The organism is Sphingomonas longa (genome assembly GCF_016892685.1).
Lineage (GTDB): Bacteria > Pseudomonadota > Alphaproteobacteria > Sphingomonadales > Sphingomonadaceae > Sphingomonas > Sphingomonas longa.
Genome location: NZ_JAFEMC010000001.1, coordinates 1,131,639 through 1,158,559, shown reverse-complemented (window position 1 = coordinate 1,158,559; position 26,921 = coordinate 1,131,639). Strand labels below are relative to the sequence as shown.

Annotated in this window: 27 protein-coding genes; 12 read left to right on the top strand and 15 right to left on the bottom strand. The window is 67.5% G+C overall.

Translation table 11 applies throughout. The features are described 5' to 3' along the window. The first annotated feature begins 44 nt into the window (after positions 1-44). The 4 genes from ILT43_RS05670 to ILT43_RS05655 all read left to right on the top strand — a co-directional run bounded on the left by ILT43_RS05670 (position 45) and on the right by ILT43_RS05655 (position 4,849). The gene (locus ILT43_RS05670) at positions 45-1,517 is read left to right on the top strand and encodes an efflux transporter outer membrane subunit (RefSeq protein WP_204195968.1); all 1,473 of its coding nucleotides are present in this window, start codon (positions 45-47) and stop codon (positions 1,515-1,517) included. Continuing rightward, the gene (locus ILT43_RS05665) at positions 1,517-2,902 is read left to right on the top strand and encodes an efflux RND transporter periplasmic adaptor subunit (protein WP_204195967.1); all 1,386 of its coding nucleotides are present in this window, start codon (positions 1,517-1,519) and stop codon (positions 2,900-2,902) included. Before ILT43_RS05670 ends, ILT43_RS05665 begins: the two co-directional genes overlap by 1 nt. A gap of 82 nt (positions 2,903-2,984) precedes the next feature. Further along, positions 2,985-3,644 (top strand): ABC transporter ATP-binding protein, encoded by a 660-nt coding sequence (locus ILT43_RS05660; protein ID WP_204196175.1) that lies wholly within the window; start codon positions 2,985-2,987, stop codon positions 3,642-3,644. After that, a complete protein-coding gene (locus ILT43_RS05655; RefSeq protein ID WP_204195966.1) occupies positions 3,644-4,849 on the top strand; it encodes an ABC transporter permease in 1,206 nt (401 codons plus the stop codon). The genes ILT43_RS05660 and ILT43_RS05655 overlap by 1 nt, the downstream gene beginning before the upstream one ends. Here the strand turns inward: ILT43_RS05655 and ILT43_RS05650 are convergent. From ILT43_RS05650 to ILT43_RS05625, 6 genes are all read right to left on the bottom strand, one after another. Continuing rightward, a complete protein-coding gene (locus tag ILT43_RS05650; protein WP_204195965.1) occupies positions 4,818-5,477 on the bottom strand; it encodes an NTP transferase domain-containing protein in 660 nt (219 codons plus the stop codon). The genes ILT43_RS05655 and ILT43_RS05650 overlap by 32 nt on opposite strands. Then, complete coding sequence (locus tag ILT43_RS05645) at positions 5,461-6,387, bottom strand: XdhC family protein (RefSeq protein WP_204195964.1); 927 nt, start codon at positions 6,385-6,387, stop codon at positions 5,461-5,463. Before ILT43_RS05645 ends, ILT43_RS05650 begins: the two co-directional genes overlap by 17 nt. A 161-nt stretch (positions 6,388-6,548) precedes the next feature. Then, on the bottom strand, positions 6,549-8,753 hold the full coding sequence (locus tag ILT43_RS05640) for a xanthine dehydrogenase family protein molybdopterin-binding subunit (protein WP_204195963.1): 2,205 nt from the start codon (positions 8,751-8,753) through the stop codon (positions 6,549-6,551). 173 nt (positions 8,754-8,926) lie between these two features. Further along, positions 8,927-11,170: a xanthine dehydrogenase family protein molybdopterin-binding subunit gene (locus ILT43_RS05635; protein ID WP_204195962.1), complete on the bottom strand. Its 2,244-nt coding sequence runs from the start codon at positions 11,168-11,170 to the stop codon at positions 8,927-8,929. 4 nt (positions 11,171-11,174) lie between these two features. Continuing rightward, complete coding sequence (locus ILT43_RS05630; protein WP_204195961.1) at positions 11,175-12,158, bottom strand: FAD binding domain-containing protein; 984 nt, start codon at positions 12,156-12,158, stop codon at positions 11,175-11,177. Beyond that, entirely contained in the window at positions 12,155-12,691 is a 537-nt protein-coding gene (locus ILT43_RS05625; protein WP_204195960.1) for a 2Fe-2S iron-sulfur cluster-binding protein, read from the bottom strand. The genes ILT43_RS05630 and ILT43_RS05625 overlap by 4 nt, the downstream gene beginning before the upstream one ends. 111 nt (positions 12,692-12,802) lie before the next feature. On the opposite strand from ILT43_RS05625, the gene ILT43_RS05620 reads away from it, so the two are divergent. After that, positions 12,803-13,765 (top strand): glycerophosphodiester phosphodiesterase, encoded by a 963-nt coding sequence (locus ILT43_RS05620; protein ID WP_204195959.1) that lies wholly within the window; start codon positions 12,803-12,805, stop codon positions 13,763-13,765. Further along, a complete protein-coding gene (locus ILT43_RS05615; protein WP_425530284.1) occupies positions 13,762-14,046 on the top strand; it encodes a hypothetical protein in 285 nt (94 codons plus the stop codon). The genes ILT43_RS05620 and ILT43_RS05615 overlap by 4 nt, the downstream gene beginning before the upstream one ends. 39 nt (positions 14,047-14,085) lie before the next feature. Here ILT43_RS05615 and ILT43_RS05610 read toward each other — a convergent pair whose 3' ends face one another. Then, a complete protein-coding gene (locus tag ILT43_RS05610; protein ID WP_204195957.1) occupies positions 14,086-14,772 on the bottom strand; it encodes an esterase/lipase family protein in 687 nt (228 codons plus the stop codon). Between the two features lie 103 nt (positions 14,773-14,875). Then, positions 14,876-15,532 carry a TIGR02117 family protein gene (locus ILT43_RS05605; protein ID WP_204195956.1) on the bottom strand — a complete coding sequence of 219 codons (657 nt, stop codon included), beginning with the start codon at positions 15,530-15,532 and terminating at the stop codon, positions 14,876-14,878. 57 nt (positions 15,533-15,589) lie between these two features. On the opposite strand from ILT43_RS05605, the gene phhA reads away from it, so the two are divergent. Next, positions 15,590-16,456 carry a phenylalanine 4-monooxygenase gene (gene phhA / locus ILT43_RS05600; RefSeq protein WP_211534360.1) on the top strand — a complete coding sequence of 289 codons (867 nt, stop codon included), beginning with the start codon at positions 15,590-15,592 and terminating at the stop codon, positions 16,454-16,456. Positions 16,457-16,479: 23 nt separating this feature from the next. Here phhA and ILT43_RS05595 read toward each other — a convergent pair whose 3' ends face one another. The 4 genes from ILT43_RS05595 to ILT43_RS05580 are packed head-to-tail and all read right to left on the bottom strand — an operon-like array spanning position 16,480 to position 20,821. After that, positions 16,480-17,433: a 50S ribosomal protein L11 methyltransferase gene (locus tag ILT43_RS05595; RefSeq protein ID WP_204195954.1), complete on the bottom strand. Its 954-nt coding sequence runs from the start codon at positions 17,431-17,433 to the stop codon at positions 16,480-16,482. Further along, positions 17,423-18,112 carry an SDR family NAD(P)-dependent oxidoreductase gene (locus tag ILT43_RS05590; protein WP_204195953.1) on the bottom strand — a complete coding sequence of 230 codons (690 nt, stop codon included), beginning with the start codon at positions 18,110-18,112 and terminating at the stop codon, positions 17,423-17,425. The genes ILT43_RS05595 and ILT43_RS05590 overlap by 11 nt, the downstream gene beginning before the upstream one ends. A gap of 27 nt (positions 18,113-18,139) precedes the next feature. Continuing rightward, a complete protein-coding gene (locus tag ILT43_RS05585) occupies positions 18,140-19,492 on the bottom strand; it encodes a methyl-accepting chemotaxis protein (RefSeq protein WP_204195952.1) in 1,353 nt (450 codons plus the stop codon). Between the two features lie 15 nt (positions 19,493-19,507). Then, positions 19,508-20,821 (bottom strand): methyl-accepting chemotaxis protein, encoded by a 1,314-nt coding sequence (locus ILT43_RS05580; protein ID WP_204195951.1) that lies wholly within the window; start codon positions 20,819-20,821, stop codon positions 19,508-19,510. A 212-nt stretch (positions 20,822-21,033) separates the two neighbouring features. On the opposite strand from ILT43_RS05580, the gene sdhC reads away from it, so the two are divergent. The 3 genes from sdhC to sdhA are packed head-to-tail and all read left to right on the top strand — an operon-like array spanning position 21,034 to position 23,623. Further along, a complete protein-coding gene (gene sdhC, locus ILT43_RS05575; protein ID WP_204195950.1) occupies positions 21,034-21,444 on the top strand; it encodes a succinate dehydrogenase, cytochrome b556 subunit in 411 nt (136 codons plus the stop codon). Further along, entirely contained in the window at positions 21,444-21,821 is a 378-nt protein-coding gene (gene sdhD, locus ILT43_RS05570; protein ID WP_204195949.1) for a succinate dehydrogenase, hydrophobic membrane anchor protein, read from the top strand. Before sdhC ends, sdhD begins: the two co-directional genes overlap by 1 nt. Further along, on the top strand, positions 21,821-23,623 hold the full coding sequence (gene sdhA, locus ILT43_RS05565) for a succinate dehydrogenase flavoprotein subunit (RefSeq protein ID WP_204195948.1): 1,803 nt from the start codon (positions 21,821-21,823) through the stop codon (positions 23,621-23,623). Before sdhD ends, sdhA begins: the two co-directional genes overlap by 1 nt. Before the next feature lie 125 nt (positions 23,624-23,748). Here sdhA and ILT43_RS05560 read toward each other — a convergent pair whose 3' ends face one another. The 3 genes from ILT43_RS05560 to ILT43_RS05550 are packed head-to-tail and all read right to left on the bottom strand — an operon-like array spanning position 23,749 to position 25,332. Next, positions 23,749-24,072, bottom strand: coding sequence for a DUF5615 family PIN-like protein (locus tag ILT43_RS05560; protein ID WP_055845770.1), 324 nt, complete (start codon positions 24,070-24,072; stop codon positions 23,749-23,751). Further along, positions 24,069-24,302 carry a DUF433 domain-containing protein gene (locus tag ILT43_RS05555; protein ID WP_204195947.1) on the bottom strand — a complete coding sequence of 78 codons (234 nt, stop codon included), beginning with the start codon at positions 24,300-24,302 and terminating at the stop codon, positions 24,069-24,071. Before ILT43_RS05555 ends, ILT43_RS05560 begins: the two co-directional genes overlap by 4 nt. 31 nt (positions 24,303-24,333) lie before the next feature. Next, positions 24,334-25,332 carry an SDR family oxidoreductase gene (locus tag ILT43_RS05550; RefSeq protein ID WP_204195946.1) on the bottom strand — a complete coding sequence of 333 codons (999 nt, stop codon included), beginning with the start codon at positions 25,330-25,332 and terminating at the stop codon, positions 24,334-24,336. A 150-nt stretch (positions 25,333-25,482) separates the two neighbouring features. On the opposite strand from ILT43_RS05550, the gene ILT43_RS05545 reads away from it, so the two are divergent. Both ILT43_RS05545 and ILT43_RS05540 read left to right on the top strand, forming a co-directional pair. Then, positions 25,483-26,064 (top strand): ClpP family protease, encoded by a 582-nt coding sequence (locus ILT43_RS05545; protein WP_204195945.1) that lies wholly within the window; start codon positions 25,483-25,485, stop codon positions 26,062-26,064. Between the two features lie 73 nt (positions 26,065-26,137). Beyond that, the gene (locus ILT43_RS05540; RefSeq protein ID WP_204195944.1) at positions 26,138-26,917 is read left to right on the top strand and encodes a succinate dehydrogenase iron-sulfur subunit; all 780 of its coding nucleotides are present in this window, start codon (positions 26,138-26,140) and stop codon (positions 26,915-26,917) included. Positions 26,918-26,921 lie beyond the last annotated feature (4 nt).

The following is a 26,921-nucleotide window of genomic DNA, read 5'->3' as shown; positions in this document are numbered from 1 at the left end:
CAAAAGCGCTGGACGCTCCGCCGCCCTCCCGCCATCCATCGTGCATGGTCCGTGCCCGCGTCCTTTTGCTATCCGCCGCGACGCTCAGCGCGTGTAGCGTCGGTCCCGATTACCGCCCCCGCACGCCCGCCGAACTCGGCGTACCGGAGGCGTACTCGGTGCCGGGCGCGCCGACGCGCGAAGACCTGACGCGGTGGTGGAACCGGTTCGACGATCCCGTGCTCGGCCGGCTGGTCGAGCAGGCTGCCGCCAACAACACCGACGTCGCACAGGCGATCGCTCGGTTGCGGCAGGCGCGGGAGCCGCTGGTGCAGAGCCGGGGCAGCCTGTTGCCGACGGTGTCAGGTTCCACCGGCTACCAGCGCAACGAGAATCTGCGCGGCGGCGGACGGTCCTTCACGCTGCCGGACGGGACGGTCGTCGACACCGGCGGCGGCGGCACCAACAATTTTTCGGTGGGGTTGTCGGCGAGCTGGCAGGTCGGGATCTTCGGCGAACTGCGTCGCACCGTCGAGGCGACGCGGGCGCAGTATGAGTCCGCCGGGTACGATTATGCCGGCGTGATCCAGACGGTGCAGAGCGAGACGGCGCGCAATTATGTGCTGGCACGCGCGTATCAGGCTCAGATCGCCAATGCGCGCGCGTCGCTGACGTTGCAGGACGACAATCTGGAGATCGCCGGATTCCGCGTACAGGCCGGCCTCGTCTCGTCGCTCGACAGCGAGCAGGCGCGGGTTCAGCGGGCGCAGACTGCCGCGACGATCCCTTCTCTGGAGCAGCAGTACAACGCCGCGGTATCGCGGCTGGGCGTGCTGACGGGGCAGGCACCGGGCGCGCTGAAGGGCGAACTGGTGGCGGCGAAGCCGATCCCTACCGGCCCGGCATCGGTCGGCATCGGTATTCCCGCGGACACGCTGCGCCAGCGGCCCGACGTGCGATCGGCGGAACGGGCGCTGGCGGCGGCGACGGCGCAGATCGGGGTGGCGAAAGCGCGGCTGTACCCGGCGCTGGCGATCACGGGCAACATCAACACCAACGCGACATCGATCGGCAATATCGGCGACGCGATCACCGGCGGGCTGTTCGCGGGGCTGACGCAGGCGATCTTCAACGGTGGCCGGCTGCGCAGTCAGGTACGCGGGCAGGAGGCGATCGCCGAGGCCGCGCTGGCGGCGTACAAGGGCACGGTCCTGTTGGCGCTGGAGGATGTCGAGAACGCGATCGTTGCGCTGACCACGGCGCAGGCTCGTGAGCGGGAGTTCGCCATCGCGCTGGACGCGGCCAACACTTCCGCGATCCTCAGCCGCAGCCAGTATCGCTCCGGCCTGACCGATTTCACCACGCTCAACCAGCAGGAGGCGGCTTTGCTGTCCGCCCGCAACGGCCTGACGCAGGCGCGGTCCGATGCCGCGACGGCCCTGGTCGCTTTGTACGTCGCGCTCGGCGGCGGCTGGGACGCGAACACCATACCGGACGTTGATACCGTCCGCGCCGCTAACGTGACGGAACCCCGCTGATGGCCGACCCGAACACCGACGAATTCCTGGGCGTGAAGCCCGTGCCGGCGTGGCGGCGCTATGTGAAATGGGTGTTCGTCGCGATCGGCGTCGTGTTGCTCGGTCTGCTGCTGTCGAAGTGCTTCGGCGGGTCCGACAAGGTCGAATATTCGACCGCACCGGTGGCGCGCGGCGACCTGACGGTCAGCGTGTCGGCGACGGGCAAGCTGGCCCCGACCAATCAGGTCACGGTCGGGTCGCAGCTGTCGGGCCTCGTCACGCGCGTCGTGGTCGACGTCAACGACCGCGTCACGGCGGGGCAGGCGCTGGCGCTGATCGATCCCGAACAGATCGATGACCAGATCCGCGCCGCGCAAGCGACGCTTGCCGCCAATCAGGCGGGCGTGGCGCAGGCGCAGGCGACCGTCGCGGAGGCGAACGCGCAGCTTCGCCGCCTTGAAGAAGTGTACAAGCTGTCGAACGGCCGCGTGCCGTCCGCCACCGAACTCCAGACCGGCCGCGCCAATGCGCAGCGCGCCGTTGCAGGCCTGAGGACGGCGCAGGCGAACGTCGCCGCCGCCCGCGCGCAGCTGGCGCAGTCGCAGACGCAGCGGTCGCGCGCGATCATCCGCAGTCCCGTATCGGGCGTGGTGCTGGCGCGGCAGGTCGATCCCGGCCAGACCGTCGCCGCGTCGTTCAACACGCCGACGCTGTTCGTGATCGCCGAAGACCTGACCAAGATGAAGCTGGAGGTCGCGATCGACGAGGCGGACGTGGGCGAGGTGGAACTGGGCCAGAAGGCGAACTTCACCGTCGACGCATTCCCCGGCCGCACCTTTCCGGCGGTCATCACCCGCGTCGATCTCGGCTCGAACCTGACCGTCAGCGCGGCGACCGCGTCGACATCGACCGCTGGGACAACGGCGACGACAGGACAGGTGGTCAGCTACGCCGCCGACCTGACCGTGGCGAACCCGGACGGCATATTGCGGCCGGGCATGACGGCGACGGCGGACATCACCACGTCGGCCAAGGACAACGCGCTGCTGGTGCCGAACGCCGCGCTGCGGTTCAAGCCCGCGGCGGCGGGTGCGGCTGGCGGGCAGGGCGGCATCGCCGGGTCGCTGACCTTCCGCCCCCGTCGCGACCGGCCGGAGCGGACGGCGAAGCTCGGCCGTGGTGCGCAGCAGACGGTGTACGTGAAGGGTGCGGACGGTACGCCGCAGGCGGTGCAGATCACCACCGGCGATACCAACGGCACCGTCACCGAAGTCCTTTCGGGCAATCTGAAGCCGGGGCAGGAGGTCATCACCGGCCAGCTTGCGGCAGGCGACGGCTCCGCGCCGGCAGCCGGCGCGCGGCGCAGCGGCGGACAGCGGCGTCAGGGGGGCGGGGGTGGCCAGTAACCCCTCTCCCGTTCCTGGCGCGACCTCGGCCCCGCTGATCTCGCTGAAGGGCGTGACGAAGATCTATGGCAGCGGCGCGACGATGTTCCAGGCGCTGAAGGGTGTCGACCTCGACATTGAGGGTGGTGATTTCGTCGCGGTGATGGGGCCGTCGGGATCGGGCAAGTCCACGACGATGAACATTCTCGGCTGCCTCGACGTGCCGTCGGGTGGCGAGTTCATGTTTCGCGGCCACCATATCGAGACGCTGGACCGCGACCAGCGCGCGTTGCTGCGGCGGAAATATCTCGGCTTCGTGTTCCAGGGCTTCAACCTGCTCAGCCGCACGTCGGCGCTGGAGAATGTCGAGCTGCCGCTGCTGTACCGGGGCGAGGACAAGAAGGCGCGGCGCGAGCTGGGCATGGCGGCGCTCGACAAGGTCGGGCTAGCGGACTGGTGGGATCACACGCCCGCTGAACTGTCCGGCGGTCAGCAACAGCGCGTGGCGATCGCTCGGGCGATCGTGACCAGCCCCGACGTGCTGCTCGCGGACGAGCCCACCGGCAACCTCGATTCGGAACGGTCGGTGGAGATCATGGAACTGCTGACCGGGCTGAACCGCGATGCCGGCATCACCGTGCTGATGGTCACGCACGAACCCGACATGGCGGCGTTCGCGCGGACGGTCGTGCATTTCAAGGATGGGCTGGTGGAGCGGATCGAGTCCCGTCATCGGCAGGGCGAGAGGGTGGAGGCGGACTGATGCTCGGCACCACGCTCATCCTCGCGCTGCGGTCGATCCGGCGGCATCTGCTGCGGTCGTTCCTGACCATTCTCGGCATCGTCATCGGCGTCGGTGCCGTCGTGACGATGGTCACGCTGGGCAAGGCGACCACCTCGGCGGTGCAGGCGTCGATTTCCGCGCTGGGCACCAACGTGCTTCAGGTGCGTCCCGGACAGGGCTTCGGCCGCGGCGGCGGCGGCCCGCGTCCGCCAGACTTCAAGGAAGCGGATGTCGAGGCGATCGCGAACCAGATCGCCGGCGTCACCGCCGTCGCCCCGCAGGCGAGTTCCAGCGCGACCGCGATCTACAACGGCGCGAACTGGTCGACGACGATCAACGGCACGACGGCGGCGTTTCTGACGGTGCAGCCGTGGCCGTTGACCGCCGGGCGATACTGGACACCGGCGGAGGAGGCGGCGGGCAAGGCCGTGTGCCTGATCGGCAATACCGTCCGCCAGAACCTGTTCCGCGGGCAGGACGCGGTCGGCGCGCGGTTCCGGCTGGGCAACATCACGTGCGAAGTCATCGGAACGCTCAACACGCGCGGGCAGGGCGGGTTCGGCGATCAGGACGATGTCGTCGTCATGCCGATCAAGGCGGTGCAGCGGCGCTTCACGGGCACGCAGGATATCCGCCTGATGCTGGTCGGCGTCGATCAGGCGTATCAGACCAGCACGGTGCAGGCGGGGATCAGCGATCTGTTGCGCGAACGACGCAACATCACCGGCGGCAAGGAAGACGATTTCAACATCTTCGACACGAAGCAGATCAGCGACACGCTGACCGGTACGACGACGCTGCTGACGCGGATCGTCGCGGCGGTGGCGGCGATCTCGCTCGTCGTCGGTGGCATCGGCATCATGAACATCATGCTGGTGTCGGTGACGGAGCGGACGCGGGAGATCGGTATCCGGCTGGCCATCGGCGCGGTCGCGCGGGAGGTGCTGTTGCAGTTCCTGGTCGAAGCGGTGGCGCTGTCGTGCCTGGGCGGCGTGATCGGGCTGGTGCTGGCGCAGGGCGTCATCCTGGCGCTGTCGCCGTTGATGCAGGTGCCTTGGACGTTCGACCCGCAGATCAACATGATCGCGTTCGCGATATCGGCGGTGATCGGGGTCGTGTTCGGCTATTTCCCGGCCCGCCGCGCCGCCGCGCTCAATCCGATCGACGCCCTTCGTCACGAGTAGCGGCGTCGTACCGGATCGTGTGGGCGCGCGCGTCGTGGACCAGCGCGCGGAGTTCCTCCAGCTCCTCGGCGGTGTCGACGTCGATGAGTTCGGCGGGGTTGGTCACGACGTGGCGGCCCGCCTTGACCATGTCGGCGGCGCCCTTTTCTCCGGTCAGCGACATCAGGTAATCGAAGCGCCCCTTGCCGAAGATCGCCGGCGGCTTGGTCTCGCTGCCGTCGCTGGAGGCCACCACGGCGTCCTCGCCGTGGGCGGAGTCCATCATGCGCAGGATGTGCGCGGCGGTGACGCGCGGCATGTCGGCGAGCGCGATCAGCACCGCGTCCGCGCCCAGTTCCCGTGCGCGTTCCACTCCGAGGCGGACGGAGCGGGACATGCCCTCTCCGGGATCGTCGTTGTGGATCGTCTCGAACCCGTGAGGGGTGTAATCGAGCTTCGCACCGTCGATGATCGCGAGGCGGGCCATGAACGGCACGCTCTCCAGCGCCACCGCGACGTGCAGGCCGAGCGGCTTGCCGAGGAACTCGGCGTCCAGCTTCGACCCGATGTCGCCGTAACGCTGCGACCGACCGGCGGCGAGCAGGATCAGGACGGTATGCTCGACCGTCAGCCTATTGGGATTTATCACGAAATGCTCCCACCATGGCCGCGGCGATCGACAATGCGATCTCCGATGGGCCGATCGCCCCGATATCGATTCCCACCGGCGCGTCGATGCGGTCGATGGCGGAGGGCTCAACGCCCGCCTCTGCCAGACGCTCCCGCCGGGCGACATGACTGCGCCGGCTGCCGAGCGCGCCGACATAGCTGGCATCGGTGGCGAGCGCGGCGATCAGTGCCGGGTCGTCGATCTTGGTATCGTGCGACAGCGTCACGACGGCGGTCGCCGGACCCGGTCGCCACGCCGCGATCGCTTCGTCCGGCCAGCGATCGTCGAGCGTCACGCCGGGGAAGCGTTCCTCCGTCAGGAAGCGGCCGCGTGGATCGATGACGATCGTCTCGATCCCCAGCGTGGTCGCGAGCGCCGCCAACGCCTGCGCGATCTGGACCGCGCCGACGATCAGCAGGCGGCGTGGCGGGTCGTAGCGGTTGACGAACACTTCCCCCGTTTCGACCGGGCGAAGGTCGGAATGACCCGTCGACAGGTCGGTGGTGACGGTCAGCGCGTCGCCCTGATCGCGGGCCTGGGCGATACGATCGAACAGTTCGGGGTCGAAGCCCGTGGCGGATACCGGTTGCACCATCACCGCGATCTCGCCGCCGCAGGGTAGACCCACCTCCCACGCCGCGGCATCGGCGACGCCGTAGCGTTTCACCTGAAACGGTGCGCCGGCGATCACTTCTGCCGCGGTCTGGAGGATGTCGCTTTCGACGCAGCCGCCGGACACGGAGCCCTCGAACCGGCCATCGGCGTGGACGAGCATATGGCTGCCCCGCGGACGCGGTGCCGAGCCCCACGTACTGACCACGGTAGCGAGCGCGAGCGGTTCCCCGGCCCAGGCCTTGGCGGCTGCGATGACGGTATCGTTCTCGGCCATTCTTCTTTCTTCTTCCTAAATCCTCCCTTCGCGCAGCGAGGGGGGGGGACCAGCGAAGCTGGTGGAGGGGCATTGGAGCGGGATGAACGGGCCGCCCGGACGCCGCCCCTCCACCGGCTGCGCCGGTCCCCCTCCCCTGCAAAGGCAGGGGAGGAATGGGTCTAGATCGGCGGCAATCCGGGGAGCAACTTGTCGACGGTCACCGGCATGTCGCGGACACGCACCCCGGTGGCGTTATAGACCGCGTTGACGATCGCCGCGCCCGCCCCGGCAATCCCGAGTTCGCCGACGCCCTTCGCGCCGACGGGGTTGGCGCTGTCGTCGATCTCCTCGACGAAGAATGCCTCGATCGCCGGGACGTCGGCGTTCACGGCGACGTGGTACTCGCCGAAATCGGGGTTCACGAAACGGCCGGTGCGCGGGTCGACGATCCCGTCCTCGGTCAGCGCATACGCCAAAGCCCACGCCATGCCGCCGATCAACTGGCTGCGCGCGGTCTTGGCGTTCAGGACGCGGCCGATGTCGAACACGCCGAGCAGGCGGCGGACGCGAACTTCGCCTGTAATGGCGTTGACCGCAACCTCCGCGAATTGCGCGCCGTGGCTGGCCTGACTGGTGCGCTGGCTCTCCTTGCCCGGTCCGGCTTTCCCGTGTGCGACGATCGGCTTGCCGTTCCGCAAGAGGTCGGCGAGCGATACCGTGCGCGCGCCGGCGTGGACGCAGCCATCGCGCAGGCGCAATTCGTCCGGCGCCGCGTTCATGCGGCGGCCAAGTTCGGCGAGGATGTCCTCGCACGCCAGCGCCACCGCCGACCCTGCGCTGCCCGCGCCGTACGAACCGCCGGAGCCGGCGCTGGCGGGCAGGTCGCTGTCGCCCAGCCGCACCTCGACGCGGTCGCTCGGCAGGCCGAGCATCTCGCCCGCGACCTGCGCGAGGATCGTGTAGGTGCCGGTGCCGATGTCGGTCATGTCCGTCTCGACCACCGCGCGTCCATCGGGCAGGACGCTGACCCGCGCCTCCGCATTGACGGTGAAGTTGCCGCGCAGCGCCGCCGCCATGCCGATGCCGATCAGCCATTCGCCATCGCGCACCGAACCAGGATCGGGGATGCGATCGGGCCAGCCGAAGCGGCGTGCGCCCTCGTCATAGCAGTCGAGCAGGCGACGGGTGGAAAAGGGCTTGCCGCTGGTCGGGTCGGCCTTGGGCTCGTTGCGCCGGCGCAAGTCGATGGGATCGAAGCCCAGCTTTTCGGCGAGTTCGTCCATGCCGCATTCGACCGCGAAGGTACCGATCGCCTCACCGGGCGCACGGACCGCGCCGGTTTCGGGCAGGTCGACGCGCACCACGTCGGTGCGGAATCGACGGGCGGCACCGGCGTACAGCGGGATCGTGCCGAACGGGACGGGTTCGAGGAAGCTGCCCGCATCGTTCTGCGACGCGACGCTTTCGTGCGCGATGGCGGTGATGTGCCCGTCCGCGTCGGTGCCGAAGCGGATGCGCTGCACGGTCGGGCTGCGGTGGTGGACCATATATGCGGTCTGGCGGCGGGGCAGCGCGATCTTGACCGGGCGACCGATCTTTTCCGCGGCGATCGCGGCGAGGATGACTTCGGGGCCAACCGCGGTCTTGCCGCCGAAGCCGCCACCGACGAACGGCGCGAGGACGCGGACGCGCTCGGGAGGAATCTTCATCACCTGCGCGATGGTGTTGCGCGCCGATCCCGCAATCTGGTTGCTGGTGCGGACGATCAGCCGGTCGCCTTCCCACCACGCGGTGGTCGCATGCGGCTCCAGTGCGGCGGGGAAGTGGATGGGCGTGGTGTAGGTCGCGTCGAGCGTCACCGCCGCGTTGGCGAGTGCCGCGTCGACGTCGCCGATGTCGATCGGCGGCAGGAAGCCGATCTTCGCATCGCGATCGACCGGCTGCTCTCGCGGGTTCCAGCGGCCCTCGGCGGCTTCCACTTGCACGTCCACGAGGCGCGCGGCTCCGGTCGCAACCTGTTGCGATTCCGCGACGACGACCGCGACGGGCTGACCGAAGTGGAGGAAGTGGAGGCTGTTGAGCGCAGGCATGCCGCGCGAAGTCGCTTCGCCTGCGGGCATGCGGGGATCGCCGTGAATGACGGCGATCACGCCGGGTAAGGCGCGGGCGGCGCTGTCGTCGATTGCGATCAGGCGGCCGGCACCGACCGGGGCGCCGACGATCGCGGCGTAGGCGATGTTCTCGGGCGTGCCTTCGAAGGCGTAGCGGGCAGTGCCGGTGACCTTGGCGGGGCCGTCGATGCGGTCCAGCGGGTGACCGAGGATGTCCTGACCGTTGCCGTTGAGCCCGGCCGGACGCGACGCGTGGTCCTGCATTCGTTCCATGCGCGTGCTGATCCTTGTTAGCCCGCTGCGTAGATAGGGTGGGGTTGGGGTGGCGGGAAGGTGTCGTTCACCGTTCGTCGGTTCGAGCGTGGCGAAACAATCCAGCCCTGGACGTGAGGTTCTGGATTGCTTCGCCATGCTCGCAATGACGGGAAGCTGGAAGGAGAAGGGGTTCAGACCGGCGGCAGACCTGCCAGCAGCTTGTCGCAGGTGATCGGCATTTCGCGGACGCGGACACCGCAGGCGTTGTAGACGGCGTTGACGATCGCGGGTGCGGCGCCGCAGATGCCAAGTTCGCCGATCCCCTTGGCGTGGATCGGGTTGGCGTGGATGTCGCGCTCGTCGAGGAAGTGCACGTCGAGCTGCGGCACGTCGGCATTCACCGGCACGTGATATTCGGCCAGATCGCGGTTCACGAGCTTGCCGGTGCGCTGGTCGTGGATCAGATCCTCGGTCAGCGCGCAGCCGATCCCGAACGTCATGCCGCCGAGACATTGCGACCGCGCGGTCTTCGCGTTGAGGATGCGCCCCGCCGCGAACACGCCGAGCATGCGGCGGACGCGGACTTCGCCGGTGACGGCGTTGACGCCGACCTCGGCGAAATGGGCGCCGTAGCTGGCCTGACGGTGCAGCTTCTCGTTCTTGCCCGGCTTGATCTCGCCGAGCGCCTGCATGCCTTCTCCGACGAGGTCGCTGATCGCCTTCTGACGATTGTCGCCGATCGCCATCCCGTCCTTCAGCGTCAGCACGTCTACATCGACGTCCATCGCCGCCGCCAGCTTCTCGCGCAGGCGTTCGCAGGCGAGGTAGACCGCCGAGCCCGCCGACGCCGCGCCCCATGATCCGCCGGAGCCGGCGGCGGGGGGATCGTTGGTGTCGCCCAGCGACATCGTGATCCGTTCGACCGGGATGCCGAGGATCTCGGACGCGATCTGCGCCATGATCGTATAGCTGCCGGTGCCGATGTCGGTCATCGCCGAGGACACCGTCGCCGATCCGTCTGGGTGGATTTCCACCTTGGCGGAGGATTGCTGGAGCATGTTCGAGCGGGCGGCGGAGGAAACGCCGATGCCGATTAGCCACTCACCTTCGCGCCGGCTGCCGGGCGTCCGGTTGCGCTGATCCCAGCCGAACATCTTTGCCCCCTCTTCCAGCGAGCGCGACAGCTGGCGTGACGAGAAGGGGACGTCCTGTTCGGGATCGCGGTCGGGATCGTTGACCTTGCGCAGTTCGATCGGGTCCATGCCCAACGTCTCCGCCAGCTCGTCCATCGCGCATTCGAGGCCGACCATGCCGACCGCCTCGCCCGGCGCGCGCATCGACCCGGACAGCAGGATGTTGAGCGTCACCTGATCGTGCGTGATCGAGCGGTTCTCGCCCGAATACAGGAAGTGCGTGCAGATGCCGACCGGTTCGAAATAGGTCTCCTCGGGCAGGTTCGAGGTCAGCGAATTATGCGCGACCGCGGTCAGCCTGCCGTCCGTTCCCGCGGCGAAGCGCACGCGCTGCTCGGTGTTGGAGCGGCGGACGGTGGCGTCGAACACCTGCTGGCGCGCCATCACGGCCTTGACCGGCCGGCCGAGCCGGCGCGACGCGATCGCGGCGGCAACGCTTTCCGGCGCGATGCCCAGCTTCGACCCGAAGCCGCCGCCGATATAGCGGGAGATGATCCGCACCTTGTCTTTCGGCACGCCGAGCGATTTCGCCAATTGCTCCGCGTCCGAGGTCGGCATCTGGTACGAACCGTAGAGCGTCAATGCGTCGTCGTTCCACACCGCGATCGACGCGTGCGGCTCCATCGCGGCGGAGTTCTGGCTGGGCGTGACATAGGTCACGTCGAGCGTGACGGGGGCCTCCGCCAGCGCCTTGTCGACATCGCCCTGCTTGTAATAGCCCTGGACCTGCGAATCCTGACACGGCTCCGCTTCGTCGCGGTGTTCCTCGAAGGCGTAGTGGCCATCCTTCTTCGTATAGTGGATCGGCAGCGCCTGTGCGGCGGCGCGGGCGTTCTCGAAGCTGTCGGCGAGGACGATCGCGACGATCTGGCCGAAATAGTCGACCTCCTTGACGCCCTGCGTCGGGGCGTTGGTCTCGCCGCCCTGTTGCGAGTTGCGGATGAAGGTGTCGAAGTCGATCACGACGTCGATGACGCCGGGCATCAGCTTCACCGCGTCGCAATCGATCGACTCGACGGTGCCGTGACCGATCTTCGCGCCGACGAGGACGCCGTGGACCATGTCGTCGAGGCGGTATTCGGCGGCATAGGTGGCTGTGCCGGAAACCTTCAGCGGCCCCTCCACCCGGTCGATCGGGCGGGAAATGACGCCCTGCACGCCGCTGTCGAGCAGGCTGGCCGGATGCGGCGCATCCATTGTCAGGCTGTTGGTGTCGCCACCCGCGAAGAGTTTCTCGAACATCGGATCAGCGTCCCGTCAGGTCGCGCAGCGACGCGATGAGCGTCCGCCGGGCGAGAGGTATCTTGAAGTCGTTCGACCCGTAGCCGCGCGCATCGGCGAGCAGTGCATCCGCCGCCGCCTCGAACGTGGCGGTCGTCGCCGGTTGGCCGACCAAAGCCGCCTCCACGCCCGCGTCGCGCCACGGCATCGTGCCGAGGCCACCGAACGCCAGCGCGGCAGAGGCGATCGTGTCGCCGTCCATCTTTACGACGCCCGCCACCGACACGAGCGCGAAAGCGTAGGAGGCGCGGTCGCGGACCTTGCGGTACAGATGCTTCGCGCCCTCTACCGGTGCGGGCAGTTCGATCGCGGTGATGAGTTCGCCCGGCTCCAGCGCGGTTTCGATGTGCGGCGTATTCCCCGGCAGGCGATAGAAGTCGCCGATCGCGATCCGCCGGCGGTCGCCGTCGCTCTTCAGCGTGACGATCGTCGCATCCAGCGCACGCATCGCCACCGCCATGTCGCTGGGATGGCTGGCGATGCAGCTTTCCGACGTACCCAATACCGCGAGGATGCGGTTGAACCCGCCGATCGCGCCGCAGCCGCTGCCCGGCTCGCGCTTGTTGCAGGGGCTGGCGGTGTCGTAGAAATAATAGCAGCGGGTGCGCTGGAGCAGATTGCCCGCCGTCGTAGCCTTGTTGCGCAACTGGCCCGATGCACCCGCCAGCAGCGCGCGGCTGAGTACTTCATACCCGTCGATGACGCGGCGGTCGGCGGCGAGATCGCTGTTGGGGACCAGCGCACCGATCGTCAGGCCGCCATCCTCGCGCTGCTCGATCTCACCCAGCGGCAGGCGGGTGATGTCAACGAGCTTTTCCGGCGTCTCGACCTGAAGCTTCATCAGGTCGAGCAGGTTGGTGCCGCCGGCGATGAACTTCGCGCCTTGGGCGATCGCCTCCTGCACGGCGGTCTCGGCGCTGTCGGCGCGGGCGTATTGAAAGGTCTTCATGCGCCGATCTCCGCCGCGGTCTTGAGGACGGGGTCGCGGTCGCCCATGCCGGCCACTTCGCGGATCGCGTCGACAATGTTGGGGTAGGCGGCGCAGCGGCAGATGTTGCCGCTCATCCGCTCCGAAATCTCCGCATCGGACAGCTCGGCATCATGCAGGTCGCCGGTGACGTGGCTGGGCCAGCCCTTCTTGACCTCGTCGAGCATGCCGACCGCGGAGCAGATCTGGCCGGGCGTGCAGTATCCGCACTGATAGCCGTCGTGCCGCACGAACGCGTCTTGCAAGGGATGCAGGTTGCCGACCTGTCCCAGCCCCTCGATCGTGACGATCTCGTCGTCCTGATGCATCACCGCCAGCGTCAGGCAGCTATTCACGCGACGGCCGTTGACCAGCATCGTGCAGGCCCCGCACTGGCCGTGATCGCAGCCCTTCTTTGATCCGGTCAGTTCCAGATGCTCGCGGCAGAGGTCGAGCAGCGACGTGCGTACGTCGATATCCGCCTCGTAGGATCGGCCGTTGATGGTAAAGTGCATGGAAGCCCCCGGATGGTGCAGGTCTGATCAGTCGGGGCTTGGAACGCGGCGTAAGCTTAACGGCTCCCGTTGCGAGACGTTCTCAAAGCTGTTGGCCGGGATGAATATTCGATGGGATACAAGGCGTTTGATCGGCCGCTGGTGATCGCCCACCGCGGTGCCAGCGGCGAGCGGCCGGAACACACGCTGGCGGCGTACGAATTGGCGATCGAACAGGGCGCGGACGTGATCGAGCCCGATCTGGTGCCGACGTCGAACGGCGTGCTGGTCGCGCGCCACGAGAATGCGGTTTCGGACACGACCGACGTGGCGGCGCGGGCGGAGTTTGCTGGCCGGCGCACGACGAAGACGATCGACGGGCGCAGCGTGACGGACTGGTTCGTGGAGGATTTCACGCTCGCCGAACTCAAGACGCTGCGGGCGCGGGAGCGGCTGCCGTTGCTGCGGCCGGGGAACGCGGCGCATGACGGGCGGTACGAGGTGCCGACGCTCAAGGAGATCGTCGCGCTCGCGAAGCGGCACGGCGTTGCGATCTATCCCGAGACCAAACACCCGACCTATTTTGCGGGGATCGGCCTCGGCACCGACGAACCGCTGGTGGCGGAGCTGCACGCGGCGGGCTGGACGGCGGCGGACGCGCCGGTGTTCATCCAGTCGTTCGAGGTCGAGAACCTGAAGCGGATCGCGGGTATGACGAAGCTGCGGCTGATACAGTTGCTGGCCGCGGACGGTGCTCCCGCGGATGGGGCGGTCGCCAGCTATGCCGCGATGACGACGCCGGCCGGTCTGGCCGAGGTCGCGACCTACGCATTCGGGATCGGGCCGGACAAGGCGATGCTGGGCGGCGGCACGCTGGTCCGCGACGCGCATGTCGTGGGGCTGCACGTGCATCCGTGGACGTTCCGGGCAGAGAATGCTTTCCTCGGTCCATCGTTCAGGCGCGGTGAAGACGCGGGCGGGCACGGCGATCTGCGCGGCGAGATCGCGGCGGCGCTGCGGTCGGGGGTGGACGGTTTCTTCACCGACTTTCCGCAAATCGGGGTAGAGACGCGCGACGCGGTGGCGGGAGAATGACGATGAGACTGAAGCTGTTGGGTCCGATCCTGCTGCTGCCGCTGGGCGGTTGCATCAGCACCGCAACGAGCATCGTAAAGGCGCCGTTTCAGGTCGCGGGCAAGGCGGTCGACTGGACGACCACCAGCCAGGAAGAATCGGACCGCAACTATGGTCGCAAGATGCGCAAGGCGGAGGCGCGCGAGGGCAAGGAACGTCGCGAGTTCGAGAAGCGCTGCCGCAAGAACCCCGACGACGGCGACTGCCGGCGCGGGTATGACGGGTTCGTCGCGCGGGACTGAATCCTCCCTGACCCTACCTCTTGCAAGGGGAGGGTCGGGTCAGCCCGCCAGCACCTTGGCGATCACCGCCAGTACTTCGGGGCGAAGCTGCACGCCCAGATGCCCGCTGCGCACTTCGATCGCGCGGCAGTCGTCGGAGCGGCAGATGTGGCCGGCGACCAGCCCGTCGCTGCGGCTCCAGATCGCGGTGGCAGGAACGGGTAGGGGGCGGGCGATCGCGTCGCTGCGGGCGAGCACGGCCGGATCGTCCAGCCGTTCGCCCGTCACCAGTTCGAATGCGCGCCAGACGTTCGTCGCCTTGCCGGAGCCGGCATAGGGCGATGCCACGGTGATGACCTCGCGCACCAGATCGGGCCGGGCGTGCGCGACCATGCGTGCCATGATGCCGCCGAGGCTGACACCGATCAGCGTCACGGGGCCGTCCGTTGCGGCCAGTTCCTCGATCCGCGCGATCAACCGGTCGGCGTCGGGGCCGACCGTGCGGACGCCGAGATTGCGGCCGAGGCCCCAACCGTGCGCTCTGTACCCGAGGCGGTTCAGGAAGCGCCGCATCACGACATTGGAGCGGTCCGAGTTGAACAGGCCCGGCAGCAGCATGATCGGCCGCCCATCGCCACGCGGTGCCGCAGCGAGCATGGCCCGGTGCCGCCACCAGCCTGCGACCATCCACGCGGCGCGCGGGAGTTCGGCGGCCCACAGGGCTTTCGAGGGCGGCGAATGGTTCAACCGGCTTACTCCAATGCAACGTCATCGTGGGCGCTACGAAGCAATGCAGGCCTTTGCTCGCGGCACGGGATTGCTACGCCGCGCTCGCGATGACTAAGGGGGCTTAGAACCACCACAGCACCGTCACCGGGAACGGGGTCCACGCCCCGACCCGCACCCCTGCCGCCGCCAGCGCAGCGCCGGTCCAGCTATTGCAGGTCCGCGCCGCGCTGTAGCGGCCGGTGCCCTCGTAGAAGGTGTCATAGCCGAAATAGCCCGGTTCGATGCTGCCGTCGGGTTTAACGCTCGCCGCGATATAGGCGGCGAGGCGGCGATATTGGTCGGGCGTCACGACGAGGCGGCGGACGCTGGCGGTCTCGACCGGTGCGGGCACGTGGTCGACATGGACCAGCGTCCGCGCGCTGCCGATCGCCGCGGCGAGCACGGTGGCGGGCCGCACGTCCCACCAGGTCGGCGTCTCCAGATAGAAGGCACGCTCTCCCCAGCCGAACGACAGATGATCGTACCCGGCATATCGCGGATCGCGGAGGTCGCCGGGTTTCGCCAGTGTGCGCCAGTCGACGCCCGCCGCCAATTTGGGCACGACGATGCCGGTGTGGATGCCGTTGGACTCCACCCAAATCGTCACGCCGTTTGCGGGCTCGCGCCAACCGCGGTTGACCGGGATCGCACCGCCGATCAGCCCCACCATCAGGTACAGTATCACGATCGACGCAAGCCCGGCGGCGATCCGCTTCGCCCAGGCAACCGCGCTCCTCATGCGTGCGTTTCGGATGCTCACATTCCTCATGACGAGGGGGCATGCTAGGGCAAGCGCATGGAACAGGAAACGCATGTGATGGACCGTCCGCCCGAGGGGGCTGGGGCGGACTGGACGATCGACCAGCATTGGGACCGCTACACGCCCGAAGAGCATGCGACGTGGGACACGCTGTTCGCGCGTCAGGCGACGTTGCTGCCCGGCCGCGCGTCGAACGAGTGGCTGAAAGGGCTGGACGTGCTGAAGCTCGACAAGCCGGGCATTCCCGACTTCCGCGCGCTCAACGATCGGCTGATGGCGCTGACCGGGTGGCAGGTGGTGGCGGTGCCGGGGCTGGTGCCGGACGACGTTTTCTTCGACCATATGGCGAACCGCCGCTTCGTCGCGGGCAATTTCATCCGGCGGCCCGACCAGCTCGATTACCTGCAGGAACCGGACATCTTCCACGACGTGTTCGGGCATGTGCCGATGCTCGCCGATCCGGTGTTCGCGGATTACCTCGCCGCCTATGGCCGGGGCGGTCAGCGGGCGCTGGGGATGGATGCGCTCAAGTATCTCGGCCGGCTGTACTGGTACACGGTCGAGTTCGGGCTGATCGCAGAGCCGGGGGGCTTGCGCATCTATGGCTCTGGCATCGTGTCGAGCTTTTCGGAAAGCCGCTTCGCGCTGGACGATCCGTCGCCGAACCGGATCGTGCTCGATCTGGCGCGGGTGATGCGGACGGAATACCGGATCGACGATTTCCAGCAGAACTACTTCGTGATCCCCAGCTTCGACGAGCTGTTGAGGTTGACCGTGGAGACGGACTTCGCGCCGCTGTACGCGGCGTTGAAGGAGTTACCGGACATCCCCGTCGCGGAAATCGTCGAGGGGGACGAGGTGGTGACGCGCGGGACGCAGGCTTATGCGCGGGGGAAGGCGTAGGGGTCCGCGCCCACGCGCGAACATCAGAGGTCCAGCGCCCAGCCGTCCCGGCCCTTGGGATCAAACGGCGCGGACGGCACGAACCGCTCCGCCCCGGCCGTGAGGCGCAGTACGCTCCAGTCGCCGCGGCGGTCGACCGTCTCCAGCGTGCAGCCGCATTCGTGGTAGGCTGCGACCACCGTCTCGCGCTGCGTTTCCAGCAGCCCGGCCAGCAGGATCGTCGCGTTCGGTGCGGCAATCGCTGCCAGTTCGGGGGCCATCGACACCAGAGGACCGGCAAGAATGTTGGCGATCACCAGATCATAGGGTGCGCGCGCCACGATTCCGTCGTCCAGCGTGCCGTCCGCTACGATCAGCGCTACGGCCCCCGCGCCGTCGCCGACCGCGATGGCGTTCGCGGCGGCATTGTCGCGCGTGACATCGATCGCGATGGGGTCGATGTCGGTCGCCGTCACCGCCGCCTCCGGCCAGAGTGCGACCGCCGCAAAGGCGAGCAGGCCGGTGCCAGTCCCAATATCCGCCACGTTCGCGAACGACCGCCCGTCGCTCGCCAGCGTATCCAGCATCGCCAGACAGCCGCTCGTCGTTTCGTGATGGCCGGTACCGAACGCGCGGCCCGCCGCGATGTGGAAGGCGCGGGAGCCGGCCGGCGGCTCGGCATCGCCGGTGTGGACGAAGAACCGTCCGACGTGCAGCGGTTCCAGCCCCGCCTGACTCATCGTCAGCCAATCCTCGTCGCCGAGTTGCTCGATATCCGGTTCTGTGCCCGCCGCGCTCGGCGCCAGATCGGCCAGTGCCGCCAGCAGTGCTGCGTCGGGCCGGTGCTCGACATAAGCGTCCAGCCGCCACGCCTCCGCATCGTCCAGCACGACCTCGGTCGTCATCAACACCGCGTCGAACGGCAGCTCGCCGATCGCGTCGATCGCCTCTGCCTCCGCGCGCGTGCAGGGAAGGGTGATCTTCCAGCTACCTGACATAACTAGCCCCGTTCACGTCGAGCACCGCGCCGGTCATCGACGGCGGCGCATCGAGCGCGAGGAACTTGACCGCCGCCGCGACTTCGTCCGGGGCGGCGACGCGGCCTAGCGGGATGTCGGCAAGCAATTTATCGCCGCCGCGGCTGGCGAGGTAATCGTCCGCCATGCCCGTCATCGTGAAGCCGGGGCAGACCGCGAACGCCAATATGTCCTGCGCCGCATAGCCGCGCGCGATCGTCTTGGTCATCGCGACCATGCCGGCTTTCGACGCGGCATAATGCCAGTGCGCGGGCGAGTCGCCCCGGTACGCCGCGCGGCTGGCGACGTTGACGATCCGACCCGACACGCCACGCTCTTGCCAGTGCAGCACCGCCAGCCGGCACAATTCCGCGGCGGCGGTCAGGTTGATCCGCATCGTCCGTTCCCAGCCGGCCAGCCAGTCCTCGTCCTCCAGCGGCGTCGCCTCGAACACGCCGGCATTGTTGACGAGCACGTCGATCTCGCCACCCGCGCGGGTCAGCGCCTCGTGCCATAACGCGGGCGCCGCGCCGGGTTCGTCGAAGTCGGCCGGGATGCCGCTGGCGGTGCCGTGGCCGATCACCGACTGGCCGGCGGCGGTCAGGGTGTCGAAGATCGCCGCGCCGATGCCGCGGCTCGATCCGGTGAGGAGTATCGTCATGCGCGCGGCTTATCGCGCGCGGGACGGTTAGGCCACCTTGGCGGAGAAATCGTCCGCGGCCGCCTGCAACCGCGCGAGCTCGTCGTCGACGGTGCCGAAGCCGCGGCCGAGCGCGTCGATCTCGCTGCCGACCGCCTGCGTATCCTGGCGGATACCGGCGATGCTGCCGGACATCGAATCGGCGGCCAGTGCGGTCTCGTCGATCGACGCGGTGATCGCGGTGACGGTGCCGGCCTGCGCCTCCATCGCCTGACGGATACGGTCGGCGCTCGCCTGCACCTCCACCACCGTGGCGCGGATCGAGGCGTTGGTGTCGACGGCGGAGCGGGTCGCCGACTGGATCGCGGCGATTTTGGCGGCGATGTCATCGGTGGCGCGGGCGGTCTGCGAGGCGAGCGATTTCACCTCCTGCGCGACCACCGCGAAGCCGCGGCCGGCGTCGCCCGCCCGCGCTGCCTCGATCGTGGCGTTCAGGGCGAGCAGGTTGGTCTGGCCGGCGATGTCGCGGATCAGGCCGAGGATCGACTCGATGGATTTGGCGTGATCGGACAGCGTTTCCGACATGCCGACGGCGCGACCGGCCTGTTCGGTGGCGCGGGTGGCGATGTCGGCGGCTTCCTCGACCTCGTTGCGGGCCGCCTCGATCGCGCGGATCAGCCCGGCGGCAGTCTGCGCCGCCTCCCGCATCGCGACGGCCGACTGTTCGGCGGCGCTCGCCACCTCGCCGGTGCGGTCGAGCACGCGGCGGGTGGAGGTCGCGGCATCCGCGGCCTGCACGCGCAGCCGTGCGCCGAGCGTGGCGGTGTCATGGATGGTGCCTGCGATCCGTTCCTGAAACGCGGTGTCGCGCGCGATGCGTCGGTCGCGTTCCTGCCGGGCGTCCATGCCGCGGACGTGCGACGCCATGACATCAGCCTCGACCAGCGCCATGCGCTGGATGACATCGGCCAGGACGCAGACCTGCGCGACATCCGTGATCTGTTGTTCGATCAGTTTCAACGTCGCGGAATGCGATAGCGCCAGCGCCTTCAGCAGGACCCGCAGCGGCACGCCGGCGGCAACGGTTTCCTGCGCGTGCCGGATCGCCATCTGCTCCCACGCATCGGCGAATGGCGCACCGTAGATGGCTTGGCCGTATTCGGCGCTGCGGCGGTACAGTTCGGCCATTCGATCGGCCGTGAAGTGCGCGCGGATGTGCGCTGTCGCCGGATCGGACGTGTAGCAATTCCAGAATGCGATGCTGATGTCGCCCTTCTTCGCCTCGACAGCCAGCAGTTCGGCGATCGTCCGCCCCGCCGGGGCGATCACGCCATCCCAGTCATAGTCACGGACGCGCTCGCCGATCGAGCGTTGTTCGCGGAGCAGGGCAGCGGCTGGCATGACGGCGTTGCCGGCTCAGGCGGCGACTTTGGCGACGAAGTCGCCGGCGCTGGTCTTCAGGCTGCCGAGGCGGCTGTCGAGAATGTCGAAACCGCGGCCGACCCAGTCGATCTCGGTCGCGACCGCTTCGGTATCCTCGCGGATCGCGGTGATCGTGCCGGACATCGAGTCTGCGGCCAGCGCGGTTTCGTCGACCGCGGCGGTGATCGCGGTGACGGTCTGCGCCTGCGCCTCCATCGCGTACCGGATGCGATCGGCGCTTTCCTGCACCTCCGCGACGGTGGACTTGATCGACGCGTTGGTCTCGACCGTAGACCGCGTCGCCGACTGGATCGCGGCGATCTTCGCGGCGATATCGTCGGTAGCGCGGGCGGTCTGCGAGGCGAGCGATTTCACCTCCTGCGCGACGACGGCGAAGCCGCGGCCGGCATCGCCGGCGCGGGCGGCCTCGATCGTGGCATTCAGCGCCAGCAGGTTGGTCTGGCCGGCGATGTCGCGGATCAGGCCGAGGATCGATTCGATGGACTTGGCGTGGTCGGACAGCGTTTCGGACATGCCGACCGCCTGGCTCGCCTGCGCGCTGGCGCGTGTGGCGATCTCGGCAGCGGCCTCGACTTCGTTGCGGGCATCCTCGATCGCGCGGATCAGGCCGGCGGCGGTCTGTGCGGCTTCCCGCATCGCGACGGCGGACTGTTCGGCGGCGGCGGCGACTTCGGACGCCTTGCCCAGCATGCCGCGCGTGGCGTTGGAGCTGCGCACCGTGCGCTCGCGCAGCGCCCGACCCTCGTCGGTGGCGCTTTCCACCGTCAACGCGATCCCCTCGCGGAAATCGGCTGCCAGCCGGTCGCGGGCGACGCGGCGGACATGCTCGTTATATTCTTCGTAGATGGCGAGCGTGACGTCGCTCTCCAGCATCGACAGCCGGCTGAGCACGCCGATCATCAGCGGCAATTGCGGGTCGATCGGCTCCACCTTCGACAACAGCACGTCGAGCGCGGCGCGATCGCTGGCGGCGATCATCGACAGCAGCGCCATCGGCGACACCTTGGCGGCGAACGCGGCGGCGACGGACCGCTCGACCGACTCGATCCAGCCGCGCTGCGCAGTCGACAGGAACCGGTCGCGCAGGAAGACGCAGCCCAGTTCGACCATCTTCTCGACCTCATGCGGGGCCCAGTCGATCGTCTCGCCGAAACACCGCTGCCATTGGCGCCAATAGGCGAGGGCGATGGGGCGCGCGTCCGGCTCCAGGATCGTCCAGCAGGCACGGGCGGACGCGATCATCGACTCGTCGAAGTCGAACACCCGCAGCCGTGCGCCGATGTCCATGACGGCGGCGACGGACCCTGGTACTGGAAGGTCTGTATTCACGTGGCGGTGTCCCCGAAATGCGATGCACGGGGCGTATCGCAAAGAGGTTAACCTGGAGTAAGGAACCACGACGCCCCGTCCGGGCGGCGGTCGGCATGTCCTTGCATCCGCGCGCATCGCATCATAGGCGGGACGAAACAGCCGTTCACCCGCGACGAGGACCATCCGCCTTGGCATCCCGTAATCCCGCCCGCCCGTTATCCCCGCATCTGGGCATCTGGAAATGGGGCCCGCACATGCTGGTCTCGATCCTCCACCGCGTCACCGGCAGCGGCATGGCGACGGTCGGTGCGTGCCTGCTGGTCTGGTGGCTGGCGGCGCTGGCCGGCGGTGCGGAGAGCTACGCGACCTTCCGCGACACGTTCACGGTGGAGGCGGGCGGCCTCAACATCCTGGGTTATATCGTCGCGATCGGCCTGACGCTGTCGCTGTTCCAGCATATGATGACGGGCATCCGCCACCTCGTCCTCGACACCGGCGCCGGTTACGAACTCAAGACCAACAAGATGTACGCCATGCTGACGATGGTCGCGTCGGTGACGCTGACCGTGTTGTTCTGGCTTTATCTGGGGATCAAGTGATGCGCTCCTCGCTCGGCCGCGTGCGCGGCCTCGGTTCCGCCAAGGAAGGCGCGCACCATTGGTGGCAGCACCGCCTGACCGCGGGCTCCAACTTCCTTTTGATGACATGGCTGCTGATCTCGATCCTGCGCCAGCCGGCCTATGATTATACGACGATGCGGCTGTGGATGGAGAGCGCATGGGTCGCCATCCCCATGATCCTGCTCGTCCTGTCGGTGTTCTGGCATTTCCGCATGGGCCTCCAGACCGTCATCGAGGATTACCAGCACGACGAAAGCCGCGTCGTGTTCATGATCCTGCTCAATTTCTTCGTGGTGGGGCTGGGCGCGATCGCCATCGTCTCGATCCTGAAGATCACCTTCGGAGCCGCTGCATAATGGCCGCCTCTTACAAGATCATCGACCACACCTACGACGCGGTCGTCGTCGGCGCGGGCGGCTCCGGCCTGCGCGCGACGATGGGCATCGCCGAGGCGGGCCTGAAGACCGCCTGCATCACCAAGGTATTCCCGACGCGCTCGCACACCGTCGCGGCGCAGGGGGGCATCGCCGCCTCGCTCGGCAACAACTCGCCCGACCACTGGTCGTGGCACATGTACGACACCGTCAAGGGCTCCGACTGGCTCGGCGACCAGGACGCGATCGAATATCTCTGCCGCGAAGCGCCGCAAGCGGTCTACGAGCTGGAACATGCCGGCGTGCCGTTCAGCCGCAACGAGGACGGGACGATCTATCAGCGTCCGTTCGGCGGCCACATGCAGAATATGGGTGAAGGCCCACCGGTGCAGCGCACCTGTGCCGCCGCCGACCGCACCGGCCACGCCATGCTGCACGCGCTGTACCAGCAGTCGCTGAAGTACGACGCGGACTTCTACGTCGAGTATTTCGCGCTCGACCTGATCATGGAAAACGGCGTCTGCCGCGGCGTGATCGCCTTGTGCATGGAAGACGGCTCGATCCACCGCTTCCGCGCGCATCAGGTGGTGCTGGCGACCGGCGGCTATGGTCGCTGCTATTTCTCGGCGACGTCGGCGCACACCTGCACCGGCGACGGCAACGCGATGGTTCTTCGCGCCGGCCTGCCGTTGCAGGACATGGAATTCGTGCAGTTCCACCCCACCGGCATCTACGGCGCGGGCGTGCTCATCACCGAAGGCGCGCGCGGCGAGGGTGGCTACCTGACCAATTCCGAGGGCGAGCGCTTCATGGAGCGTTACGCTCCGTCGGCGAAGGACCTCGCATCGCGCGATGTCGTCTCGCGGTCGATGGCGATGGAGATGCGCGAGGGTCGCGGCGTCGGCGAGCACAAGGACCACATCTTCCTCCACCTCGATCACATCGATCCGAAGGTGCTGGCGGAGCGGCTGCCGGGCATCACCGAGACAGGCAAGATCTTCGCCGGCGTCGATCTGACGCGTCAGGCGCTGCCGGTGACGCCCACCGTCCACTACAATATGGGCGGCATTCCGACCAACTATCACGGTGAGGTCGTCCGCCTGAAGGACGGTGATCCCGACAGCATCGTCCCCGGCCTGTTCGCGGTCGGTGAGGCGGCGTGCGTGTCCGTCCACGGCGCCAATCGCCTCGGTTCCAACTCGCTGATCGACCTCGTGGTGTTCGGTCGCGCGACCGGCCTGCGGATCAAGGATCAGCTGAAACCCGGCACGCCGCACAACCCGCTGCCCAAGGCGTCGGAGGAGATGGCACTCGGCCGGCTCGACAAGTTCCGCCATGCGGCCGGCGGCTCGCCAACCGCGAAGCTGCGGATCGAGATGCAGCGCACGATGCAGAAGCATTGCGCGGTGTTCCGCGATACCGCGTTGCTGACCGAGGGCGTGTCGCAGATGGAGAAGATCTACGCCGGCATGCAGGACGTGTCGGTCAAGGATCGCTCGCTGATCTGGAACACCGATCTCGTCGAGACGCTGGAACTCGACAATTTGATGGCGCAGGCGTCGGTAACGATCAAGGCGGCCGAAAACCGCAAGGAATCCCGCGGTGCCCACATGCACGAAGATTTCCCGGACCGTGACGACGCCGGCTGGATGAAGCACACGCTGACGACGTTCGACGGTTGGGGCGGGACCGGCGGCAACGTCGCGATCGACTACCGGCCGGTCCACGACTACACGATGACCGACGACATCGACTACATCAAGCCGAAGAAGCGGGTGTATTGAGGATCCCAGGCGGTGGCTGCGGCCGCCGCCCGTGCGGTCGCCGGCAGGATGACCCGTGCGGGCGATGCTCGTCCGTCGCGGCGAACATCGGCTCCGATCGTGTTACTCCGTAGGCATCGCCGACGTCACCTGACCTCGACCAGTCGCTCACCGGTCGTCAGCATTCCGACGATCGTTGGCCAACGCGCTTGCAGCCAAACGGTCAAGGCACGATTCGTGGCGTTGCCGACACGCAGCCACAAGAGAACAAAGCGATCCGGCAACCGGAGCAGCAGGAAGTCCTCATCCTTGCTTACAAGGATCAGATTCCCCTGTTCGGCGTAGTTTGCGATCTCCCGGTCGGCGGCACCGATCATACCAACATCGATGACATGGATCGCCTCATGCCCCTTGTACATCAACCAGCCGCACAATGCCGGTGGAAGCTGTGCATCGACGAGGAACTTCACTCAGCAGCCATAACGATCGGATGATTGGCGGCGTGGGCCGCGAATGACAGGCATGCGCGGATGTCCGCTTCAGAGATATAAGGAAAATCCGCCACGATCTCTGTCTCTGTCGCACCTCCGGCCAGCATCTCCAGAATATCGCTTACCCGCATGCGCGTACCTGCGATAAAGGGACGCCCGCCGCAGACGCCCGGATCAATAGCGATGCTGTCGAAGTCCGGAAGCTGCATAACCGAATGATCGATTAATTCGGGCGCATCGTCAACCGCGCCGCCGTCCCGCGAGCACCGCCGCCGTCACCGCCACGACCCCGATAGCCGCCGTTGTCTTCGGGTGAAGCGCCGCCGCCGTGTACACGCTGGTCCTGCGCGCCGCCGGATGTTCGCCCGACCGCACCTCGCCGGCGCGCACGCCCCTTTCCAGGTTGCTGGGTCCGGGCTGTTCCTTGTCGCGATCGACGAAGCTGCGCGCAGCGATCGGGGCCAGCTTCCCGTACAAGGCCGGGAAATGCGCTGCGAACAGCGCCTGCATCCGGCCCGCGCCGCCCACCGTCACCTCGCGCCGGGCGTGCACAGCGCAATCGAGGATCGCGTCCGCGACCAGTTGCGGATCGTAGACCGGCGGCGGAATCTGTGCCTCGCCACCCTCATGGTTCGCGGCGTGCTGGCCGATCGGCGTATCGATGCCCGATGGCTTCACCAGCGTGACCACGATCGGCTCGCCCGCAGCCGCCAATTCCATCCGCAGTCCTTCGACATAGGCCTTCACCGCGTGCTTAGACGCCGCATACGCGCCCATCACCGGGCTTGCCATGTCCGACACGATCGATGCGACGGTGATGAGCGCGCCGCCCTGCTTGCGCAGATGAGGGACCGCAGCCTGACACCCGTGCACCGTTCCGAAATAGTTGGTCCGGAACAGTCGTTCATGCTCGTCGTCGGGCGTCTCCAGCAGCTTCGCGTAGATCGCGACGCCGGCATCGTTGATCCACGTGTCGATCCGTCCGAACCGCTCGACCGCATGCGCCGCTGCCGCCTCCAGCCCGGCGCGGTCGCCGACATCCGCCGCCTTGCTCGCGACCGAGCAACCCTCCGCCTCCAGCTCCGCCACGACATCCCGCAGGACGTCCTCCGATCGCGCCACCAGCACGACCTTCGCACCGGCCCGCGCTGCCGTCCGCGCGGCGGCGAGGCCGATGCCCGAACTGGCGCCGGTGATGACGACGACCTGTTCGGCGAGTGGTTTGAGTGTCACGGGCATGCAGGTTCCTTCGGCAGATGCTGCGAGGGCAACCGGGCGCGGGCAGGGTAGTTCCGCCCAACATGCTGAAATAGTTACATAAGTGAAATCGCGCGGGGCGTATTAGGTGCGGCTGCGGAACCTGTCCTGCGACGGACGGTTCGGCGCGCCATGACCGACACGTCTCCCGCCAGCAACGCGCGCAACTATCCGTTGCTCGCCGAACCGCACATCCAGCTATACGGACCGGTGAACGAGGCGATGTACGCCACGTTCAAGGATCAACTGCTCGCCGCGCCGCAGGACGGGCCGCTGGTGGTGTCGCTGACGACGCTGGGCGGTGACCCGGAGATGGCGCGGGCGATGGGCGACTCGATCCGGCTGCTGCGCGAATATACGGGCCGCGAGACGCTGTTCCTGGGCAAGGTCGCGGTCTATTCCGCCGGCGCGACGTTCATGGCGGCCTTTCCCGCCGACAGCCGCTTCCTGACCAAGAACAGCCGCGTGATGATTCACGAACGGCAGATGCAGTCGACGATCCAGCTCAACGGTCCGCTGAACGGCCTGTCCGCGATCCTGAAGGCGAAGCTCCACGAGATCGAGGATTCGATCAATATCCAGAACGAAGGGTTCGAGGACCTGATCCGCGGCACCAGCGTGACCATGGAGCAGTTGCTGAAGAAGGCGCCGGCCAACTGGTACATCGAGGCGGAGGAGGCACGATCGCTCGGTCTGGTGCTCGACGTTATCTGAACGCGAAAACGGGGGTTGGCCCGGCGCCCCCCCGTGATGTAACGCGAACCGACCTCCTCGATCGGAAAGTTTCATGGCCGAATTCCGCCTGCCCAAGAACAGCGTCGTCAAGAAGGGCGCGACGCACCCGGCGACCACGCAGGGCCGGCTGAAGAAATTCAAGGTCTACCGCTACGATCCCGATAGCGGCGAGAATCCGCGCTACGACAATTTCGAGGTCAACCTCGACGAGTGCGGACCGATGGTGCTCGACGCGCTCATCAAGATGAAGAGCGAGCAGGACTCGTCGCTGACGTTCCGCCGTTCCTGTCGCGAGGGTATTTGCGGATCGTGCTCGATGAACATCGACGGTCGCAACGGCCTCGCCTGCACGACGGCAATCGAGGACGTGAAGGGTGAGGTGCGGATCACACCGCTACCGCACATGGATGTCGTCAAGGACTTGGTTCCCGACTTCACGCACTTTTACGCGCAGTACAGCTCGATCAAGCCGTGGTTGCAGACCGTCACGCCGCCGCCTTCCGGCAAGGAGCGGTTGCAGTCGCCCGAGGATCGCAACAAGCTCGACGGCCTGTACGAGTGCATCCTGTGCGCCTGCTGCTCGACCTCGTGCCCCAGCTATTGGTGGAACAGCGACAAGTTCCTCGGCCCGGCGATCCTGTTGCAGGCGTATCGCTGGCTGGCCGACAGCCGGGACGAGATGACGGGTGAGCGGCTCGACGAGCTGGAGGATCCGTTCCGCCTCTATCGCTGTCACACGATCATGAACTGCGCGAACGTCTGCCCCAAGGGTTTGAACCCGGCCAAGGCGATCGCCGAGATCAAGAAGATGGAAGCCGAGCGGGTCGTCTGACGCC